Annotated in this window: 12 protein-coding genes and 1 pseudogene; 2 read left to right on the top strand and 11 right to left on the bottom strand. The window is 66.8% G+C overall.

Annotation, left to right across the window (positions count from 1 at the left end):
• Positions 1-81 precede the first annotated feature (81 nt).
• Both Q9235_RS04195 and Q9235_RS04190 read left to right on the top strand, forming a co-directional pair.
• Positions 82-2,430 carry a molybdopterin guanine dinucleotide-containing S/N-oxide reductase gene (locus tag Q9235_RS04195; protein WP_306228110.1) on the top strand — a complete coding sequence of 783 codons (2,349 nt, stop codon included), beginning with the start codon at positions 82-84 and terminating at the stop codon, positions 2,428-2,430.
• A gap of 95 nt (positions 2,431-2,525) precedes the next feature.
• Positions 2,526-3,806 (top strand): NAD(P)/FAD-dependent oxidoreductase, encoded by a 1,281-nt coding sequence (locus Q9235_RS04190; RefSeq protein ID WP_306225528.1) that lies wholly within the window; start codon positions 2,526-2,528, stop codon positions 3,804-3,806.
• A 24-nt stretch (positions 3,807-3,830) separates the two neighbouring features.
• Here Q9235_RS04190 and Q9235_RS04185 read toward each other — a convergent pair whose 3' ends face one another.
• From Q9235_RS04185 to Q9235_RS04135, 11 genes and pseudogenes are all read right to left on the bottom strand, one after another.
• A complete protein-coding gene (locus tag Q9235_RS04185; protein WP_306225527.1) occupies positions 3,831-5,690 on the bottom strand; it encodes an ABC transporter ATP-binding protein in 1,860 nt (619 codons plus the stop codon).
• Positions 5,691-5,728: 38 nt separating this feature from the next.
• Positions 5,729-7,465 carry an ABC transporter ATP-binding protein/permease gene (locus Q9235_RS04180; RefSeq protein WP_306225526.1) on the bottom strand — a complete coding sequence of 579 codons (1,737 nt, stop codon included), beginning with the start codon at positions 7,463-7,465 and terminating at the stop codon, positions 5,729-5,731.
• The gene (locus Q9235_RS04175; protein WP_306225525.1) at positions 7,462-8,361 is read right to left on the bottom strand and encodes a ChaN family lipoprotein; all 900 of its coding nucleotides are present in this window, start codon (positions 8,359-8,361) and stop codon (positions 7,462-7,464) included. The genes Q9235_RS04180 and Q9235_RS04175 overlap by 4 nt, the downstream gene beginning before the upstream one ends.
• Positions 8,339-9,094: a ChuX/HutX family heme-like substrate-binding protein gene (locus Q9235_RS04170; RefSeq protein ID WP_306225524.1), complete on the bottom strand. Its 756-nt coding sequence runs from the start codon at positions 9,092-9,094 to the stop codon at positions 8,339-8,341. The genes Q9235_RS04175 and Q9235_RS04170 overlap by 23 nt, the downstream gene beginning before the upstream one ends.
• Before the next feature lie 92 nt (positions 9,095-9,186).
• A complete protein-coding gene (locus tag Q9235_RS04165) occupies positions 9,187-11,436 on the bottom strand; it encodes a TonB-dependent hemoglobin/transferrin/lactoferrin family receptor (protein WP_306225523.1) in 2,250 nt (749 codons plus the stop codon).
• A gap of 237 nt (positions 11,437-11,673) precedes the next feature.
• Complete coding sequence (locus Q9235_RS04160) at positions 11,674-12,210, bottom strand: chromate transporter (protein ID WP_306225522.1); 537 nt, start codon at positions 12,208-12,210, stop codon at positions 11,674-11,676.
• Between the two features lie 71 nt (positions 12,211-12,281).
• A complete protein-coding gene (locus tag Q9235_RS04155) occupies positions 12,282-12,830 on the bottom strand; it encodes a chromate transporter (RefSeq protein ID WP_306225521.1) in 549 nt (182 codons plus the stop codon).
• Positions 12,831-13,331: 501 nt separating this feature from the next.
• Positions 13,332-14,132 (bottom strand): annotated as a pseudogene (locus Q9235_RS04150) (endonuclease/exonuclease/phosphatase family protein); the annotation flags it as partial.
• An 88-nt stretch (positions 14,133-14,220) separates the two neighbouring features.
• Positions 14,221-15,666 carry a phospholipase D-like domain-containing protein gene (locus Q9235_RS04145; protein WP_306225520.1) on the bottom strand — a complete coding sequence of 482 codons (1,446 nt, stop codon included), beginning with the start codon at positions 15,664-15,666 and terminating at the stop codon, positions 14,221-14,223.
• Positions 15,667-15,705: 39 nt separating this feature from the next.
• The gene (locus Q9235_RS04140; RefSeq protein WP_306225519.1) at positions 15,706-16,977 is read right to left on the bottom strand and encodes an MFS transporter; all 1,272 of its coding nucleotides are present in this window, start codon (positions 16,975-16,977) and stop codon (positions 15,706-15,708) included.
• Positions 16,974-17,351, bottom strand: coding sequence for a hypothetical protein (locus Q9235_RS04135; RefSeq protein WP_306225518.1), 378 nt, complete (start codon positions 17,349-17,351; stop codon positions 16,974-16,976). The genes Q9235_RS04140 and Q9235_RS04135 overlap by 4 nt, the downstream gene beginning before the upstream one ends.
• Position 17,352: the final 1 nt, after the last annotated feature.

Below are 17,352 nucleotides of genomic sequence, written 5' to 3'. Positions count from 1 at the left end.
TGCGAAACCCTCTTGCGATCCGCATCGGACAAGGGGAATGAGGAAGGGCTGTTGAAGTCCGAAAAGGTGAGGGTGAAGGCGATGGCGGCTCCAATCGTTCCGGCAGGCGAAGCTGCGGCCGAAAGCGAGGCGTTCCGCCCGCATACCTCGCATTGGGGGGTGTTCTCGGCGCGCATGAAGGAAGGGCAGCTCGAGGTCCGTCCGCATGCGGGCGATCCCGATCCCAACGAGATCATCCAGAATTTCCCGGCGGCCTTGCGCCATCGCGCCCGTATCGCCCAGCCCATGGTCCGGCGCGGCTGGCTGGAGGACGGACCCGGTCCCGATGATCGTCGCGGCCGCGACGAATACGTGCCGATGTCCTGGTCGGCCGTGCTCGACAAGCTGGCCGGTGAACTGCGCCGCGTGCGCGACGATTTCGGGCCCGGCGCGATCTTCGGCGGCTCCTATGGCTGGGCCAGTGCCGGCCGCTTCCACCACGCCCAGAGCCAGATCCACCGCTTCCTGAACACCTCGACCGGCGGCTATGTGAAGTCGGTCAATAGCTACTCCTCGGGCGCCTCCTCCGTCCTCGTGCCGCATATCATCGGCGACTATGAGGACCTGGTGAAGCGCAACGTCTCCTGGGAGCAGATCGCTGATCACAGCGAGATCGTGCTCGCCTTCGGCGGCATGGCGCTGAAGAACAGCATGGTCGCCGGCGGCGGCACCAGCCGCCATGTCGAGCGCGGCGCGATGGAGCGGGCGCAGGAGCGCGGCTGTGAATTCGTGCTGGTCAGCCCTCTGCGCAGCGACCTGCCGGCCGGAGCCCACGCCGACTGGGTCGCCAACAAGCCCGGCAGCGACACCGCGCTGATGATGGCGCTGGTCCACACGCTCGTCGTCAACGGCCTGCACGACCGCACCTTCCTCGATCGCTACACGGTCGGCTGGCCGGTTTTCGAGCGCTATCTGCTCGGCGAGACCGACGGCCAGCCGAAGGACGCAGCCTGGGCCGCGCCGATCGCCGGCCTGCCCGCCGGGGAGATCGTGGCGCTGGCGAAGCGCCTCCACGGTAAGCGCGCGCTCATCGTCGTGGCCCATGCCCTCCAGCGCGCCACCCATGGCGAACAGCCGGTCTGGATGGGCATGGTGCTGTCCGCGGCGCTCGGCCAGATCGGCCTGCCCGGTGGCGGCTATGGCTACGGCCTCGGCGCCATCGCCTATTACGGTCGGCGCTACAACGCCGTACCGATGCCGACCTTCTCGCAAGGCAAGAATCCGATCAGCGACTACATCCCGGTCGCCCGCATCTCCGATATGCTGCTGAACCCGGGCACGACCTATCGCTACAATGGCCAGACCCGGACTTATCCCGAGATCAAGCTGGTCTACTGGGCCGGTGGCAACCCGTTCCATCACCATCAGGACCTAAACCGCCTGCGCGAGGCCTTCGCGCGGATCGATACGCTGGTCGTGCATGAGCTCGCATGGACTGCCACCGCCCGGCACGCCGATATCGTTTTACCCTGCACGATGACGCTGGAGCGCGAGGATATCGGCGGCAACCCCAACGACCCGCTGCTGGTGCCGATGCATCCGGTGGTCGCGCCCTATGGCGAGGCGCGCGACGACTACGCGATCTTCGCCGATCTGGCCGACCGCCTTGGCACGGCCGAGGCCTTCACCGAAGGTCGCACCGCCCGGCAATGGCTGGAGCACCTCTACGAGCCGACCCGCAACGCGCTGGCGGCGAAGGGCCTGCCGGCGCCGAGCTTCGCCGAATTCTGGGCGGGCGAGGGCTTCGACCTGCCGCAGCAGCCGGATGATGGCGGCAATCTCCGCGCCTTCCGCAACGATCCCGATGCCGCGCCGCTGCCGACGCCATCAGGCAAGCTCGAAATCTTTTCGGAGACGATCGCCGGCTTCGGCGAGGCGGATTGCCCCGGTCATCCGACCTGGCTCGGCGCCAGCAATGTGCCCGACGAGACCAATCCCTATGTTCTCGTCGCCAACCAGCCCAGGACCCGCCTGCACAGCCAGTTCGATTTCGGCGGTCACAGCAGCGACGCCAAGCATCGCGGCCGCGAGGTCGCGCATATGCATCCGGACGACGCGGCCCTGCGCGGCATCGCCGATGGCGACATCATCCGGCTCTCGAACGAGCGCGGTGCCTGCCTTGCCGCGGTCCATGTCACCGACGGCATCCGCAAGGGCGTGATCCAGCTCCCGACCGGCGCCTGGTACGATCCCGCCGATCCGACCGAGGACAAGCCGCTCTGCGTCCACGGCAATCCCAACGTGCTGACCCGCGATATCGGCACCTCGGCTTTGGCGCAGGGCTGCACCGGCCAGCTCACCACGGTGCAGGTCGCGCGTTTCGACGGCAACCTGCCGCCGATCCAGGCCTTCGACCCGCCGGGCTCGCAGTCCGCACAAGCCGCCGAGTAAGCCTCGACATCCGCGATCCGCTGCCGGGAAAACCGGTGGCGGATCGCGGGAGCCGGCCACGAAAACAGCCCGCCGCCCGCCTTCCGCGAGACCGCATGTCCTCCTCCTATATCGACACCTATTACCGCCGGGCTCTCGCGACGCAGGAGAGCTATCCGCCGGCCGAAGGCACGCTGAAGACGGATATCTGCATCGTCGGCGGCGGCCTCGCCGGCCTGACCGCCGCGCTCAACCTTGCCCGCGCCGGCCGCTCCGTCCTGCTGCTGGAGGCGCAGCGCGTCGCCTGGGGGGCGTCCGGCCGCAATGGTGGCTTCGTCAGCCCGGGCTATGCGACCTCACTCGCCGCGATCGAGCGCCAGACCGGCCGCGATCAGGCGGACGAGCTCTACCGCCTGACCATGGAAGGCGTCGAGATCGTTCGTGGCAATATCGAAAGCCTCGCCATCACCGAGGCCGCGCCGTCGCCGGGCATCATGAAGGTCGTGCGCTATGACGGCGGCGCCGGGCTGCAGGCGGTACGCGACACGCAGGAGAAGCGCTTCGGGCGCAAGCTCCGCTATCTCGGCCGCGACGAGACGCGCGCGCTCCTCAATTCGCAGAAGTACCACGCTTCGCTGACGGCCGACGATTCCTTCCATTTCCACCCGTTGAACTACGCCCGCGCGCTCGCCCGCGAGATCGTCCGGCTCGGCGGGAGGATCCATGAGGGTTCGCCGGTTACGTCTTGCGAACTCGACGGCGCGGTGAAGCGGCTGAAGACGGCCAAGGCGACGATCGAGGCCGAGCAGGTGCTGTTCACCACCGGCGGCTATACCGGCGACGTGCTGCCGGCTCTGCGCCGGGCCTATATCCCGATCGCGACCTATGTGCTGCTGACCGAGGCCGCGCCCGACCTGATCCGCTCTGCGATCCGCATCGGCACCGGCGTCGGCGACGACCGGCGCGCGGGCGACTATTACCGCACGGTCGAGGGCGGCTCGCGCATCCTCTGGGGCGGGCGCATCACCACCCGCACGACCGAGCCAAGCGACGTCGCCGCGATCCTGCGCCACGAGATGGTCACGACCTATCCGCAGCTCGCCGAGCTGAAGGTCGAGGCCGCCTGGTCGGGCCTGATGTCCTATGCCCGCCATCTCATGCCGCAGATCGGCCAGTACCGGCCGGGCGTCTGGTACTGCACCGCCTTCGGCGGCCATGGCATGAACACCACCGCGATCGGCGGCACGGTCATCGCCGAGGCGATCCACGGCGCCAGCGACCGCTACAAGCTCTTCGCGCCCTTCGGCCTGGTCTGGAACGGCGGGCCGTTCGGCACGGCAGCGGTTCAGATGACCTATTGGAGCTATCAGGCGGCTGATCTGATCCGCGGACGATAATCACCTCTGAAGCGGCTGCCGGACCTACTGGAATCCGGCAGCCTGCAGCTTGAAAAGCTCGGCATAGCGGCCGTCCTGCGCCATCAGCTCGGTATGGCTTCCCTGTTCGAGGATCGCGCCGTTCTCCAGCACGAGAATGCGATCGGCCATGCGCACCGTCGAGAAGCGGTGCGAAATCAGCAGCGTCGTCTTGCCGGTGGTGAGGTGGCGGAAGCGCTCGAAGATCTCGGCCTCGGCGCGGGCATCGAGCGCGGCGGTCGGCTCGTCGAGGATCAGGATCGCGGCGTCGCGGAAATAGGCCCGCGCGATGGCGATCTTCTGCCATTGCCCTCCCGAGAGATCGAGTCCGCTCTGGAATCCAAGTCCGAGCATCTGGTCGTAAGACTCTGGCAGGGCAGCGATAACGGGATCGGCGAGGCTCTTGCGGGCAGCTTCGACGATCGCCGGCCGCTCGCCGATCCGCACCACCCGGCCGACGCCGATATTCTCGGAGGCCGTCAGGTTGTAGCGCATGAAATCCTGGAAAATCGCGCCGACATGCTCGCGCAAGTCCGGCAGCGGGATATCGCGGATATCGATGCCGTCGATCAGGATGCGGCCTTCGTCGGGCTCGTAAAGCCGCGTCAGCAGCTTGACGATCGTGGTCTTGCCGGCGCCGTTCTCGCCGACGAGCGCGAGCGTTTCGCCGGCCGGCAGGGTGAAGCTGAGATGGCGCAAGGCCCAGTCCGGCTTGCCGGGATAGCGGAATCCGACATCCTCGAAGACGACGCCCTGCCGGAGGGGCGCGGGAAAGGCGCGCGGATGCGCCGGAGGCGCCACGGTCGAGCGCATGTCGAGGAAGGCATAGAGATCGCCGAGATACTGGGCCTGCGAGGTGATCTGCGAGAGGCCGACGATCAGCCCTTCGAACAGCCCGTTGAGCCGCATCAGCGAGCCCGCCAGGAAGGTCAGGTCGCCGATGCTGAGTTGGCCCGTGAGTGCCCGCCAGGCGACTACGGCATAGGCCGCGTAATAGGCGAGCGAGCCGATCGCCCCTGACAGGCTGCTCCAGGTGGCGCGCCGCACGGCCAGCCGGCGGTTGGTGGCGATGATGCGCTCCGCGACCTCCCGCAGCAGGCCGGCGATATAGCTGCCGAGGCCGAACAGCTTCACTTCCTTCGCCGCATGCGTGGAGGAGCCGACATGCTGGAGGTAGTTGAGGCGCCGCCGTTCCGGGATCAGCGCCGTGGCCGCTTCGTACTGCCGGGCATTGAAATGCGCCTCGACCAGCAAGGTCGGCAGCAGTGCGACGAGCAGCAGCACGATTAGCCAGGGCACGAAGAGCACGAGGCCGGCCAGCAGCGCGAGCAGCGTCACGCCGTTCTGGGCCTGCGTGAGGAGATTGGTCACGAGCTGATAGCCGAGCATCGTCGCGGCATTGGCGCGTTGCAGCTTGTCCTGCGCCACTGCGCCTTCGATATCCCGGAGATCGAGCTCGGCCGCGCGCTCGACGAGCAGGGCGCCCATCGCGAAGCCGTGGCGCTCGGATAACAGGCCCTCGACCAGCGTCCCCAGCCGGTTGAGGGTGTTGCCGCCGGCGACCAGCAGGAATTCCAGCAGGATCCAGCCAGCCAATGCCGAAGCCCGGCCGCTCTCCAGCCAGTCCGACAGGGCCGGCCCGGGCGCCGGCGTTCGCGTCTGAAGCACGATCTCGTCGATGATCAGCTTGCCGACGAAGAGCATCGCCGGCGGCTGGAGCGCGCGCAGCAGGCGCAAGGCCGCGATTGCCGCTAAGAGGCGCGGGCTGGTCTGCCAGAGCGAGCGCAGCAGCCGCGGCACGTCCTGCCAAAGCGCCAGGCGCCGCCGAAGCGCGGCGGCCGCCTTGGAAAGCGAGGGAACGGTCATCAGGAGGCTGACGAAAAGGGCAGGCGACTCATCTGCGCTCAGCTTACCGGCTCGGCCAGTGCAAAGGCAGGGGCGGTCGCTGCTTCCAGCCGCGGCTTCCTCAACTCGATCATCTGGAGCGAGCCCAGCCCTTGCGGCGCACGATGTGCGATCAGGACCAGCGTGCTGTCAGGCAGCGATTGGCGCAATGCAGCCAGTAATTGCGCCTCGGATTCCAAATCGAGCGCGCTCGTCGCTTCGTCGAGCACGAGCCAGTCGGGCGCCTGCAACAGCGCACGTGCCAGTGCGAAGCGTTGCTGCTCGCCGCCGGAGAGCCCGCGCCGCTTGTCCGTCCAGCCGTCCTCGTCGAGCGACCAGAGCTCCTCCAGCTCGACGGTGGCGAGCGCCTGGCGCAAGGTCGCATCGTCGATGGCTTCCGGCGATAGCGGATAGGCCAGCGCGGCGCGCAGGCTCCCGAGCGGCAGATAAGGTTGCTGCGGCAGGACGAGCATCCGTCCTGCCGGCCGCTCGATCCGACCTTCGCCATGCGTCCAGAGCCCGGCGATCGCCTTCGCCAGCGTGCTCTTGCCATGGCCGGAGGGTGCCGCGAGCCAATAGCTGCCGCCAGCCTCCAGCTTCAGGTTCGGGACGGGTGGGAGGCGGCGTCCCGCAGGTGTTGCGAGCACGAGGTCGCGCAGCCGCAACTCCGCATTGCCCGCCTTGTGCATCGCTGGGCCGCTTGCCGGCGTGGCCGCGTTTTCGGCCGCCTTCATGAAATGCGAGAGGCGGCTCGCGGCCGCGGCGAGATCGGTCAGGTCGCGATAGGAGAAGACGAACCAGGACAGCGTCGTCACCACGTTCTGGAAGGCCGAGCCGATCTGCATCAGGCCGCCGAAGGTGACGCGCCCGGCGAGAAAGGCCGGCAGCGCCAGGAAGAGCGGGATGCGCAGCACGGTCTGGAAATAGGGGCGCGTGAAGAAGCCGAGGATCAGCTCTCGATTGGCGAGCTTCTGCCAATTCCCGGCGATCGCACCGAAGCGCTTGCGCAACAGCCGCCGCTCCGCCGGCTCGCCATCGGCCAGTGCCACGCCCTCGACATGTTCGCGCAGGCGTACCAGCGAGAAGCGGAAATCGGCTTCACGTCGCTGCTGCTCGACCGTCAGCGCCTTCAGCGGACGGCCGAGGCCATGCGTGATGAAGGTCGCGATGGCCACATAGAGCGGTGCAGCCCAGACCATGTAGCGCGGGATTTCGATGGCATGGCCGAACAGGGTGAAGGACAGCGCGAAGGTCGAGAGCGACCACAGGATCGAGACATAGGTCACCAGCGCGACGATGTTCGTGGCGAGCTCGAGCCCTTCGACCGTGAGCTTCTCGACGAAGATGCGGCAATCCTCGGCGATGCGCTGGTCGGGATTGTCGAGCCCGTGATCCGTTCGCTCGCGCATGTGCCAATAGGCCTTGCCGGCGAGCCAGCGGTCGAGCGCGGCCTCGGTCAGCGCGCGCCGCCAGCGAATCTGCAGCATCTTGCGCAGATAGGCGCTGGCAAGATGGATGCAGACGCTGATCGCGATCAGCCCGAAGAAGATCGCGATCTGCCTGAGCGCGCCGTCGACATCGAGCTTCTGCAGGGCGTTGTAGAAATCCGCGGTCCAGGAGATCAGGCGCACGCCGACCTGAACTCCGGCTAGCCCGAGCCCGAAGATCATCAGGAAATAGAGCGCGCCGACCTTGCCGCCCGGCCCGGCGATGCAAAGCCGGGTCAGCCCGATGATCTGGGAGAGCACGGCCCTCATGACGCGGCTCGCGGTGTCCGTCGCGATTGCGGTGGCTCGGGCGTATCGAGCCGGAACAGCGCGTCGGCGATGCCGGCGAGTGGCTCCGCTTCAGGCGCCGCATCGGTGGCCGGTAGCAGCACCGCGACATCCTCGATGCCGAGATCGCGGAGCTGGAACGGCGTACCATGGCCGTATTCGAGATGACCGCGCCCGATGATGCCGACGACCAGCGGATCGTCTTTGGCCCCAGCGAGATGATCGGCGACGCGGCAGGCGAAGGAGCGGTCCCAGCACTGCTGCGCTCGCACGAAGCGGTCGAAGCGTTCCGGCGCCATCGCCTCCGGCTTGGCCGCTCCGCTGAACCGGCCGGTGATGGCAGCGAGATAGGCGCGATAGCCTTCCGTTGCGGGCGCAGACGGCGTGACGCCATCGCGCTCCTCGACCGGGATCGCCTCCCAGCCGACCTGTCCGACCCGCGTGACCAGCGGGCGATGGCAGTTCAGCGCCAGCATCTTCACGCGCTGCTGCCGGCAGAAATGGAACAGCGGCAGGTAGAGTTCGGGATCGAAGCCCCAGACCTGTGCCCATTCGCTGCGCTCGATGAAACTCGCGGTGTCCATCTCGCCCGCGACCCAGGCGTCGAGCACCGGCTGGATGCGCAGCGGGAACATCTCGAAGCCCACCGCCATCTGTGGCCGCAGCAGATGCAGGCAGGTCGTGACATGAAGCTGCCAGCGATGGATCTCGGCGACGTCATGCGTCTCGCCGAGCAGGACGACGCGCTTTCGCGCCATCGCCTGCATCAGTTCGCCTTGCGCCAGCAGCCTGCCCGTGTTCGGGCAAAGCCATGTCGCGCGCGGATGGGCGAAGGTCGCGCCCATCGGTGCCGGTTCAGCCGCTGATGACATCGACATTGGGGACCTCTGCAAAGGCGGCAGCCGGGCCGCGCAGGACGAGGCCGAAGCTCTTGCCCTCGCTGTCGCGGGCATGAAGAGCGACGCTTCCCTCGCTTTCGGTCCGCTCCCAGCCGGAGACAGCGCCCGCCTTGAGATGCAGGTGGAAATCGCCCTGCATGATGTTGACGAAGCCCATCGCCGGCTTCGGCTCGGGCAGGGCGCCCTGCCAGTGCTGGAACAGGCCGGCACGCTCGACATCGATCGCGATCGCCTCGCCACTGGCAAGGATCGCCGCGAAGCTGCGGGCGCCGAGATCGTCTTCCGGCACATCGGCGGAACCGCCGCCGCTGCCCGGTGCCTCGCGCTGGACCGGCTCCAGCGTCTCGCCGGCGCCGAACGGTTCGAGCGCCTTGTCGAAAGGCTCCAGCCCGTCGAGCCCGATCAGGCTGAACAGGGTCTCGCCGGACGCATCCTGGCATTCCAGGCGCGGCAGCACGCGCTCGCGCATCTTGCTGGTCCGGTCGGCGACGATGCTGACGATCGTGGTGAGGTCGATGCGGCTGTCGTGGAAGGCGCCGGAGAGGCGGGCCTCGTTGCCGGCGATGGTCACGGTCTCGACCGCGCCCATCCGCTCATGGGTCGCGCCGCCGGAGCGGGTGCTGAGCATGACGCGGCCCATGCCGGGCAGGCTTTGCAGGATTTCGGCCGGCGACTGCGCGAATTTCTCGCGCGGATTGGTCTCGTTGCTCATGATGGTCTCCAAAAGGGTTGCGACGCCCCGGGGTCTCGACCGGGGCGCCGCTGATCCGCCGCGCTTTTGGCGTCCGGCGTCTCGAACAGGGTTCAGAACTCGATGGAAGCCGCCAGCTTGAAGGTGCGTCCCGGCGCCGTCTGCAGTTCCAGCGGATTGGTCGCTGCGGTCGCTAGGGTTGCCGTCTTGGAGTAATTCAGCACATCCGCGAAATAGCGCCGGTCGAAGATGTTCTGCACGCCGCCGCGCACCGTGATGTAGCTCGTCGGCTTCCAGTTCAGATAGGCATCGAACACCGAATAGCCGCCGGGCTTGGACGTGGTCGGAGCATCCGCGCGCGTCGCGCCGGCTGCGAAGGTGCCGATCACTTCGGCTTCCAGCCCGTATTCCGGCATCAGGTATTTCAGGCCGGCGACGGCCTTCAGCGGGCTGATATTGTAGGGAACGATGGGTGAGCCCTGTTCCTTGCGCTGCTTGCCGTACTGGTAGCTGACGGCGAGATGGCTGACCCAGCGGTCATGGAAGCGCCATTCGGCCGAGGCCTCGATGCCGGAGATCTTCACCCGCGACAGGTTGCGCGAGGTGATGTCGGTGGTGCCGGGCACCTCGTAGAGCTCCTGGATGAAGTCCTTGTAATCGGCATGGAAGGCGCCGAGCGAAAACCAGCCATCGGCAAAGCGGCCACGCAGGCCGGCTTCGTAGGATTTCACCTTCTCCGGGCGCAGGTCCGGGTTGGGGATCAGATTCTGGGTACCGAAGGGCAGCGAGGTGTAGAGCTGCTGCGCTGTCGGCATCTTGAAGCCTTCGGCATAGCGGGCATAGAGCGAATAGGTTTCGTCGAGCTTGAAGAGCGTGCCGACCTGCGGGATCACCCGGTGCGAGTCGAGTTCGCGCGGCGCCTTGCCGGGCACGATGACGTAACCCTGCCCGATGCGCGGATCGATGTTGTAATTGGCGTAGCGAAGGCCCGGCGTGATCGTCCAGCGCCCGTTCATGAGCTCGATCTCGTCCTGCAGGTAGAAATCGTAGCGCGTCGTCGTGGCATTGGCGAAGTTGAAGCCGCCCGCGATCGTCGTGGTGGTCACGCCGGTCGTCATGTTCCGGACGTCGTCGCGGCGCTTGTAGTCGGTGCGCGTGACGTCGCCCTGGAATCCATAGGTCAGGCGGTGGAAGGTCGGACCCAGCGCGAAGCTCGACTTCGCCTGGATATCGAGCTGCGAGAAGCGCTCCTTGTAGTCGAGCAGGCCGCGCGTGAAGCGCTGCTGGCCGTTCGAGAGCGTCTGCAGGCGGTTGTTGATGATTTCGCGCTCCTGCGGGGAGAACGAGGCCTGCCAGCGGACGGAGTCGAGGAAGCTCAGACCCGCCTGCCATTCATGTTCGATCGCGATGCGCTGGCGGCTCTTGGATTGGTCGCGGATATAGGCGCCGTTGCGGGTGCCGAGGCTCACGACATTGTAGTCCCAGAGCTGGTTCACCTTGGTATCGTTGTCGAAATACTCGCCGGTCAGCTTGATCGTATGGTCGGCAGATGGCTTGAAGACGAGCTTGCCGAAGGCGTTCCACACCTCGGTGTCGAGGGGATTGAGCTGGTTGCAGCCCAGGAAGCGCAGGGTCGGCACCGGGCAGCCCCAGCGCCCGCCATCGGCGCGGGCCTTGCTCAGCTTGCCCTCCTGCGCCGTGCGGTGGCTTACGCCGACGATCGCCTCGAAGGCGGGCGAGAAGCTGTAGGCCGCGACGCCGGTCTTCACCAGGGAGCGGTCGAAGCTGTCATAGCTCGTGTCCAGCTTGACTGCCCAGGGCTTGTCCTTGCGGCCCTTGAGCAGGTCCTGCGGGTCGAGCGTGCGGTAGGCGACGATGCCGCCGAGTGCATCCGCGCCCCACAGCACCGAGCCCGGGCCGCGCACGATCTCGACATTCTTGAGGAAGGGCAGGTCGACGAAGTCGCGGTTGCCGTCGGTGATGCGCTCGATCACGCGCGAACCGTCGACCTGCATCTGCACGCGGTTGCCGCCGACGCCGCGGATTGTGAAGCCGCCATAATTGCCGAACGGATCGGTGCCGGAGGTCTGGCGATTGACGATAACGCCCGGCTCGTAGCGCACGAGGTCCTGCGTATCGCGGGTGATCCGCTGCTCTAGATCCTGCCGCGTGATCACGCTGACGGTGCCGGGAACATCGAGCACCTGTTTTTCGCCGCGCGTCGCGGTGACCGTGATCTGATCGAGCGAGATCGCCTGTTCGGCAGTGTTGCCGTTGGCTTGCGGCGTCTGTGCCTGAGCCATCGAAAGGGCCGTCGTCGACAGCAGTGCCGCCAGGAAAGCCAGCTTGGAATTATTATTCATTACGTAACCCCAGTCCTATGTCTGGGGCGTCTAATAGTTTCGTGAAAAGATTCGCAAGTTGATTCTTGCTAGACCGATAATATAATAATTAATACAATTCAAAAGAACGCAGTCTATACAATATAATTAGTACAATAAATTGCCGTGTAAAGTGCTTTTGGACAAATTGATCGGGCGTTTGTTCGATATCGCTGCGGCGAATGAATGGCCATTCAGGCTGAATGCCGTGAACGGCGATCAGATCAGCGCCAGCAGATGCAGCCCGACGAAGCAGCCGGCACCTGTCGCGATCAGCAGCAACGGATTGACAGGCGTCAGCATCAGCAGGGCAGTCGAGATGAGCGCGATGGCCCGGCCGAGCCAGCCGCTGTCGAGCGACTGGATCAGCACATAGCTTGCCGCGAGGATCATGCCTGCCGCGACAGGCCGCAGGCCCTTCTCGAGCGCGCGCAGCAGGCGGGCGCCCTCATAGCGCGACCAGATATGGGCGACCCCGTAGATCAGGAACGCCGTCGGCCCAAAGATGCCGGCGGTGGCGGCGATCGCGCCCCAGAACCCGGCGATCTGCCAGCCGATCAGCGTCGCCAGCAGCGAGCCCGGCCCCGGCGCCAGCCGAGCGATCGCGAAGGCATCGACGAATTGCGCGGCGCTCATCCACTGATGCACCTCGACGATCTGCCGGTGCATGTCGGCGATGGCGCTCTGGCCGCCGCCGATGGTGACCAGCGAGAGCGGCAGAAAGACCAGCAGGAGGCTGAAAGGCAGGGATTGCATGGCCTGAAGTATTTTCGAGCGAAGTGGGCACCGGTTCGCGTGAAGAAAATGCGTCTGAAGCAAAAAAACGCTCAACCGTCGCGATAGGTCACGGCGACGCTGAGCGAGCCGAAGCCGAGCACGGTCCAGAGCAGTGGCCATTTCAGGATGGCGACGGCGACGAAGGTCGCGGCCATGATCGCGAGCGGGAACACGCGGCGCGGCACCCGTCGCGCCGCGGTCAGCCCCATCGCAAGCGAAAGGCCGATCGCCGCGGCGGCCGCGCCGCTGAGCGCGACATGGCTGAGTTCATAGCCGCTGAGCGAGGCGAAGACGCTGCCGATCAGCACGATGACGAAGGCGGCCGGCACCACGATGCCGAGCCAGGAGGCGATGGCGCCGTTGCGTCCGCCGAGCTTGTAGCCGATCCAGATCGCCATATTGGTGACGTTGACGCCGGGCAGGGCCTGCGCGACCGAGAGCCCGTTGAGGAAATCGTCCTCGCTCATCAGCCGCCGCCGCTGCACGAATTCCCGCAGCATCCAGCCGCTCAGGCCGCCGCCGAAGCTGGTCAATCCGATCCGCGCGAAGATCAGGAAGAGTTGCAGCGCGCTCGGGCGCTCGGCCAAGGCATTCGGCATCTGATTCTGCGCCCTGAGACGGCTGAGCAATCCAGAAAGCAGGCTTCGCCGGGATTGACCAGCGCCGCAGCGCATTGCCGGCATGACAGCGGCTTCAAACCACCTTTGTCATTCCGGGGCTTGGCGGAGCGAAGAGCCCGGAATCCACGACTGGGTGAGCGGCCTGCGACCGGGCATAAAATGCTTCACCCAGTCGTGGATTCCGGGTTCGCGCCTGCGGCGCGCCCCGGAATGACAGGGGGCTGGGAATGATCCCGCAATTGTCGACGCTGCCTAGCGCGTCGGAGCGTCCGGGCGACGCAAGGTGCGTTTGACGGCGCGTTTCAATTGGTCGCCGGCCTTGCGCACGAGTTCGCGATTGCTGCCGTGGTGCCCTTTGCCGGATGACAAGGCAGGCAGAGGCAAGGGCGCTTCCTTGTCCTGAGCGGTCGGCTTTCTCGAGGCCGCCTCAGCCGGCACGAGCGCGAGCTCGGGCGCGCTGACCGGCAGCGCTGCCAGGGCCAGATCGACGAAGGCCTTGATCGGCAGGTGGTCGGAGGCGACGCGCGCGAGCGGCGTGTCGTGGACCGCGACCTCCGACAGGATTTCCGGGCGGTTGGCGATGATCCGGTCGAGCGCCAGCAAAGGCAGTCCGGCCGGGAAGCTCGGCACCGGCACCGGCATCGCACCGAAGGCAGCATCGAGCGCGCTCAGCGCCGAGCGGCCGCCGAGGCGCCATTCGTTGAGGTCGCCGAGCAGGAGGGTGGGGCGCTCGTCGCGGCTGCGCATCAATTCGATGATCATGCGGGCCTGCTGCGAGCGCGATCGCCTGAGCAGCCCCAGATGCGCGGCGACGATGCGCAGCGCCGCGCCGCTCTCCAGGTCGATATCGACGACGAGCGCGCCGCGCGGCTCCAGCCCCGGCAGCGAGACCTGGTGGACTTCGCGCACCAGCCCCTGCCGGAACAGCACGACATTGCCGTGCCAGCCATGCGCCGCGGCATTGGCGCTCTCCACGGGGACCGGAACCAGCCCGGTCTCTTCCTTCAGGCGGGCGAGGTCGAGCAGGCCGTGGCGGGCTCCGAAGCGCTTGTCGGCCTCCTGCAGGGCGATGACATCAGGCGCGATCTCGCGGATCACCTGTCCGACCCGGCCGGGATCGAAGCGGCCGTCGATGCCGACGCATTTGTGGACGTTGTAGGACGCGACCAGCGTAGCGCCGGGACGGCCATCCTCGCCCGCAGGCACGGTGCCGGGGCGGTTCTTGCGCTGGCGCAGCGAGGCGATGATGCTGGCGGGCAGGCTCTGGTTCTTCTTCTGCATCGCTCCGCCGGCTCGTGCTCCGGACCCGCCGTGATGGGGCGAGTGACGGCTTAGGCATCCATGGCGTCAGGGGTATGACCGCATCGGTTCACAGATAGGGTGAGCCGAGCCAGATCAGCCTGTCGATCAGACGCATGACATAGGGCCGGGCGCGCAGGCCGGCAAGCGTCACCGGGGTCGCGCTCGCCATCACCGCCCCGATCCGGCGCTCGATCTCGCGGGCGAAGCCGTGGTCGAGAACCTCCAGGTCGATCTCGAAATTCAGGCGGAGTGAGCGCGGGTCGAGATTGGAGGAGCCGATATAGGCCCAGCTCCCGTCGACGGCGAGGAGCTTGGAATGGTCGAAGGCGCCGGTGGAGCGCCAGATCCGGCAGTAATTCTTCAGGATCTGGTCGAATTGCGCGGTCATGGCGCGGTCGACCAGCACCAGATTATTGACCGAGGGCACGACGATATCGATGTCGACGCCGCGTCGCGCCGCGGTGACCAGCGCGCTGATCAGTTCCTGGTCGGGCAGGAAATAGGGCGACATGATCTTCACCGAATCGCGTGCCACAGACAGGGCGCCCATCAACAGCTTGTGATTGGTCTCCAGATAGGCATCTGGCCCCGACGGCACCGCGCGCGCCAGCACCGGCATGCCGCCGCGCTCGAGCGTCGGAATTTCCCAGGCGGGACCCGTGAGCGGCTCGCCGGTGGCGAAGCACCAGTCCTCGGCCGCCACCGCGAAAAGATCTGCCACGACCGGGCCTTCGACCTTGAAATGCGTGTCATGCGCGAAAGCGTCGCCCGCGAATTCGCGGGTGAAGCCTTCGCGGATATTCATGCCGCCCATGAAGCCGACGAGCCCGTCGACGACGATGATCTTCCGGTGCGTCCGGAGATTGGCATAGGGCAGCCTCAGGCCCATGATGATGTTGCCGTTGAAGACGTCGACCGCAACCCCGCCCTCGCGCAGGTGCCCGGCGATGCTCGGCACGGAATAGCGCGCGCCGACCGCATCGATCAGGACGCGCACAGCGACGCCGCGCTTCTGCGCATCGATCAGCGCATCGGCGATGCGCAGGCCGATCGGATCACGGTCGAAGATATAGCTTTCCAGGATGATGCTGCGTTCGGATGCCGCGATCGCCGCAAGCATCGCGCCATAGGCTTCGTCGCCGGTCTCCAGCGTCTCGATGCGGTTGCCGGTGGTCAGCGGATGGCGGGCGACGCGGTCGCCGAGTGTCTTGAGCGCCAGGAAGCGCCGGCCGAAATGCGTCGCGACCGCCTCGTCCTCGACATGGAAATCGGCGGCTGCCATGCCATGGCCAGGGCGATTGGCCAGGATCGAGGCGCGCCGGATGCGGTTGACCCCGGCGATGGCGTAGAGCAGCGGCCCGACGATCGGCGAGAGGATGATGACGCCGACCCAGCCGATGGCGGCGCGCACCTCGTCCTTCGTCATCACCGCATGCGCGCCGGCGACGGTCGACGTCACGATGGTGATGACGGCGAGGATATGCGCCCAGTAGTCTTGGAGAATCCCCCACATGTGGCCGAGGCTAACCCGAGGCGAGGCGATCCGCCATGCTCAGCCGGCTTTGATCGTTCCTGTGGCTGACGACTGCATGATCTTCGCCTGGGAGAGCATCCGGACCGTCGCGATCACGGCGATGGCGGAGATCGCCGTCGCCAGCGAGAACAGGACGCCGTAGCCCATCGCGTCGGCAAGCTTGCCGGCCAGCATCGAGCCCGCGAGATAGACCAGCAATTGCGCGCAGGCGAGGATGGTGAAGTCCGTCCCGGGCTGGTCCGAGGTCGTCACCGCCATGAACAGCGAATAGAGCGCGACGATCTCCATGTAGCGGATCAGCGTCTGGAATCCGGCCGCACCGAACAGCGGCCAGACCCCGACGACCGCGCCGAGTGCATGGGCCGCGAAGAGCGCGAAGCAGACCGTCCGCATTCCGCCGAGCAGGGCGAGCACGAAGGACAGGCCCTGCCGCTTCACCATCCAGGCTGCGATGGCAGAGCCGGCAAGCCCCGCGGTCGTCGCCGAGAGGCCGGAGAGATAACCGATCTGGTCGAGCGGGATGCCGGCATCGACCAGGTACGAGCCCTCCATCGCCTTCACGAGCCCTTCGCTCGCCCGGTAGGTCAGGGCGATCCACAGGATCTGGCGCGCTTCCGGGCGCTTCAGGAAGGCGCGGATCGACGGACGCGGTGCAGGCGCGGCGCCCGGCACCGGATCGTTCTCCCGCATCATCGCGGCTGCGACCAGGGGCAGCAGCGAGATCGCGGCGATGGTCACCAGCATCCCGGTCCAGCCGATATGATGGTAGAGAACGAGGCCGAGCGTGCCACCGATGACGACGCCGAAGGCGACCGAGCCGCCCTGGATCGCGTTGCCGATGGCGCGGTCCGCTTCCGGCAGGTATTTCGCGGCATAGCCGTCGGTCGCGATGTCCTGCGTCGAGATCAGCAGCGAGGCGACGAAGCCGATCGCGATGATCGCGTTGACCTCGGTCGGCCCGACCATGATCAGGGCGAGGATCGCGAGGATCGTCAGGCTCTGGGTGATGAAAACCCAGCCGGCGCGATGCGCCCGCGCGAAGGGGCGGATGCGGTCGACCCAGGGCGCCCAGATGAATTTCAGCACGAGCGGCAGGAGCAGGATGCTCATCGCGCCGATCGCCGTGCGCGAGACCCCGAGCTCGCGCATGATCGGCGGCAATGCCGCGACGAAGAGATAGGACGGGATCGCCTGCGCCAGATACAAGCCGCCCAGCACGGCGAAGAGCCGGTAGCGTTGGCCCGGCGCGAGCGCGGCCGGCATGCTTAGGGGCTCCGTCGCGCTGCTCATGGCCTTGTTCCGCTGTACTGGCTCAGCAGGAAGGCACGCCCGACAGCCTCCTCCCGCTCGGCGACGATCGGGAACGGCCAGAGCCGGCGGAAGATTTCGGCGGTCTTCTCGCTGGCATCGGGTCGCACGATCGCACAGGCCCGGCACGCCTGCGAGACCCGATCCCGCGTCGCCTTGAACCAGAGCGCCTGCTCGCGCTCGCCCGCCTGCGAGAGGGCCCGCCCGCCGCCGAAGATCGTCAGCAGCGTATAGGGCTCCTCGCGCTGGCCGATCTGATGGAGCGCGTCGAGATAGGCGCGCTCATCTTGCGGATCGTAGGGCTGCATGAAGCGCAGCGTCACCACCGCATCCGCATCGATCTCGAGGCTGACCATG

Origin of the sequence: Bosea beijingensis (genome assembly GCF_030758975.1) — a bacterium.
Lineage (GTDB): Bacteria > Pseudomonadota > Alphaproteobacteria > Rhizobiales > Beijerinckiaceae > Allobosea > Allobosea beijingensis.
This window is presented reverse-complemented; position numbering and strand designations above follow the sequence as displayed.